This is a genomic window from Halorubrum sp. CBA1125 (genome assembly GCF_009742825.1).
Lineage (GTDB): Archaea > Halobacteriota > Halobacteria > Halobacteriales > Haloferacaceae > Halorubrum.
Genome location: NZ_WPCE01000261.1, coordinates 1 through 3,222 on the forward strand (window position 1 = coordinate 1; position 3,222 = coordinate 3,222).

The 3,222-nt window shown below is 69.8% G+C and carries 4 protein-coding genes; all 4 read right to left on the bottom strand.

The annotated features are described in order from the left end of the window. Window positions 1-176 precede the first annotated feature (176 nt). Window positions 177-338, bottom strand: a complete 162-nt coding sequence (locus GJ633_RS17340) for a hypothetical protein (RefSeq protein ID WP_197431372.1) — start codon at window positions 336-338, stop codon at window positions 177-179. A gap of 100 nt (window positions 339-438) precedes the next feature. Further along, on the bottom strand, window positions 439-1,122 hold the full coding sequence (locus GJ633_RS15305) for a hypothetical protein (protein WP_156589485.1): 684 nt from the start codon (window positions 1,120-1,122) through the stop codon (window positions 439-441). After that, window positions 1,119-2,063, bottom strand: coding sequence for a hypothetical protein (locus GJ633_RS15310; protein ID WP_156589486.1), 945 nt, complete (start codon window positions 2,061-2,063; stop codon window positions 1,119-1,121). The genes GJ633_RS15305 and GJ633_RS15310 overlap by 4 nt, the downstream gene beginning before the upstream one ends. Before the next feature lie 161 nt (window positions 2,064-2,224). Continuing rightward, complete coding sequence (locus tag GJ633_RS15315) at window positions 2,225-3,058, bottom strand: HTR-like protein (protein WP_156589487.1); 834 nt, start codon at window positions 3,056-3,058, stop codon at window positions 2,225-2,227. Window positions 3,059-3,222 lie beyond the last annotated feature (164 nt).

The window sequence follows — 3,222 nt, forward strand, 5'->3', positions numbered from 1 at the left end:
TCGACCACAACGATCTCGCATTATTAGCAATTCTACATAACGGATGATACATCGAAACACGAGTGAGATCACCGTCCGGTGAACCGTCTATGACACCTCGTACCCGCTCCTACTTCGCTCGGTCTGACGACTCACTCGTCGAGGTAGATGGCACCTATCCGACAGAAACGAGAACGCTACCGTTCGAGTTCGACGGTCAGGTCCGTCGCGATCCACGCGTCGGTGTTCCCCTGTTCGGTGAAGACGGTCCGGTCGGGCGAACAACGGCTCGCCGCGACCGTGGGACGCGGGTCCTCCACGCCCTGGGTGTCGCGTTCGATCCGGTCACCAGTACTCATTACCACCGCTTCGGTGACCGGCGGGGTTATAGGTTTCGGTCTACCTAAAATCTCGACGACGACCGCCAATCGACGACGCGCGTGGGCGGCGATCGTCGGGTCACTCGTCGGGGTCGGCACCGTCGACCATCGGACAGTTCCGAACGCGGAACTCGTCGAAACCGACCGTCTCAACGATGGTGGTCCCCTCGTGCGTGCAGGTGGCGTCGGGCGGCTCCGAGAAGTACGAGCACTGCTGGCAGTACGTCCGCTTGTCGACGACGCGCTCGCCGTCCGCGGGCCCCGTCTCGGCGTCCGTCGGCGCGCCGCCGGCGTCTTCCGGCGCCCGACCGGGAGCGCCGGGAACGGACGGGGCTTCCGACGCGTCGTCGAGCGCTGCCCAGACGTCCTCGCCGTCGAATTCGTCGACGTCCATCCGCTCGAACGCGTCGTCGAGGTCCGCGTTAGCGGCGGTCGACGACGGGTCGACCTCCTCGGTCCGGTCGACGGGAGTGCGATCGACCGCCGCGTCGCCGCGATCGGCGTCGACCGCGACGTCGACCGGATCCGCCGTGACCGCCGAGTCGACCGAACGCCCGTCGTCCGCCTCGACCGTCTCGTCCAGGTCGGCGAACGGATCGGCGACCCCGTCGAGGTCGGCGAGGTCGGCGAACGGATCGGCGCCCGTACCGGGATCCTCGCGTTCGTCCTCGCCGCGTTCGGAGCCCTCGCGTTCGTCCTCGTCGCGTCTACCCTCGTCGCGTCCTCGTTCCGTGCGGCCACCGTCGTCGCGTTCGCCGGTCATCGTCGCGTCTCCCCGCCGCCCGCGTCGCGGGTGCTCACCGACCTGGAGTCCGACCGGCTGTCGGCACCAGACGCCGCGTCCGTTTCGCCGGATGCGTCCGTTTCGTCGGACGCAACCGCCCCGTCGAGCGCCGGCGGGTCGGCGACGACCAGCCGCGAGGTTCCAAAGAATCCCGGGCTGGGGTCCAGTTCGGCGAACCGACGGTCGCAGTGTGGACACGCGGGGCGAGACAAAAGCGAGATCCGAACCGTCTCGCCGCAGTCGCCACAGCGCGCCTTCCCGACGCCGTTCCGGTTCGCGGTCGTCCGCAGCGCGTCGAGGCGCTCGCGGTCGGCGCGGTCGTCCTCCAGCTCCTCGACGCGGCGACGGAGCCTGACGACCGCGCTCGCGACCCGCGAGAGCTTGTCCTCGATCGCCTCGGGGTCGAGCGCGTCTACCGTCGGTTCGACCGCCTCAAGCCGCGATTCGAGCGCGGCGACGTCCGATTCGAGGGCGTCGAGCGCCTCGGCGCGCGCCTCGACCGCCGCCACGTCCGCCTCCAGCGCGTCCAGCCGCTCCGCCAGAGCCGGGTGCGTGTGGTCGGACGGTGCCGTCTCCTCGAGCTGCTGGTAGAGGTCGACGAACCGCTCGCGGAGGTCCGCGACCTTCTCGTCGACCGCGGCGTCGAGCTCGTCGAGACGCGATCGGATCGCGGCCACCTCCTCGGCGTCCGGGACGTCGACCCCCTGCTCGTCGGCGAGCGCGACGATGGCCCGCTTCACCAGCTCGCGGTCGGGCGCTTCGTCGCCGGCGAACGCGTCGCCGTCGGACGCCCCGTTGGTGGAAGCAGACGCCGAGCCGTCGGACGCCCCGTTGGCGGAGGCAGACGCCGAGCCGTCGGCGTCCTCGACGCGTTCCCCGACATCTTCGACCGACTCGTCCGGCGAGTCGAGGTCGCTCATCGCGGATCCACGCTCATCGCAGAGGCGTACGACTGGCAGACTTAAGTAATCTGTCGCGTCGTTCTCGGTTTCGATACCCAGGCCGTCCGCCACCGGGTCCAGCGCAGGTACCGGAGGGTCGTCACCGGGCCCGATCACCGGAGGGTCGTCACCGGGTCCGGTCACCGGATCTTCCGGACGTCGCTGATGTCGAACCCGCCCTCGTGGATCTCGGTTTCGAACCTGACGATGTTCTCGGCTTCGAGTCGAGAGAGCACGCCGCGGAACTCGCGAACGAACATGGTCCGCGCGCGCTGTGAGCCCCCGCTCTCCCACGTGAACTGGAGGGTCCCGCTGGCGGCGTCCATCAGGGTGCCGAACTCGCGGTCGGTGATCGCGTCGGCGTTCACCAGCGCGAGGATGAGTCCGCCCCACTCGTAGGCCGCCTTCTTCAGCCCCTTCATCACCATCGTGACGTCGCTCCAGTCGGTGTCGCCGCCGACCATCGAGACGAGGTCTGTCACGGAGTCGATACACACCAGGCTCCCCTCGGCGTGCGCCGAGAGGTAATCGCCGAGCGCCGTGAGCACGTCCTCGTGGCCGCGCTCGCCGAGGTCCGCCAGCGACCCGGTCTCGCCGCGGTACCACTCGCGCGGAACCGGGCTGAGCTGGAAGTACTCCGCGGAGAGGTCCCGGAACGAGATCGCCGGCGACGCCGCCTCGAGGATCTCGTCGGCCATCGTGTACCCCATCTCCCGCGTGATCGCGCCCGTGCCGGCGGTAAAGGAGACGTAGTGGACCCCGTCGGGGAGCGTCGCGTCGCCGTCGAGGTCCCCGTAGTACAGGTCGAACAGCTCCTCGTCGGCGTGCGCGAGCGCGTTCATCGCGGCGCTGGTGTAACAGAACTCGCGCGCGCCCGCCCCGGCATCGCCCGCGAGCAACACCACGGTGCCGGGCGGCGCGCCGCCGCCGAGGATCGAGTCGAGGCGCGCGACGCCGAAGGGGAGACTCGACATACCCCGTATGGAGACGCGGCTCCGCTTAGTGTTGTTGCTCGGCGGAGCCGCCGCGGTCGGCGGGCTCAGCCGCGTCGGCGTTCGTCTCGGACACCCGCGCGCCCTCGTTGGCGGCGGCGACGACCGACACCGTCCCGTCGACGCCGGCCGCGTCGAGCGCGCGC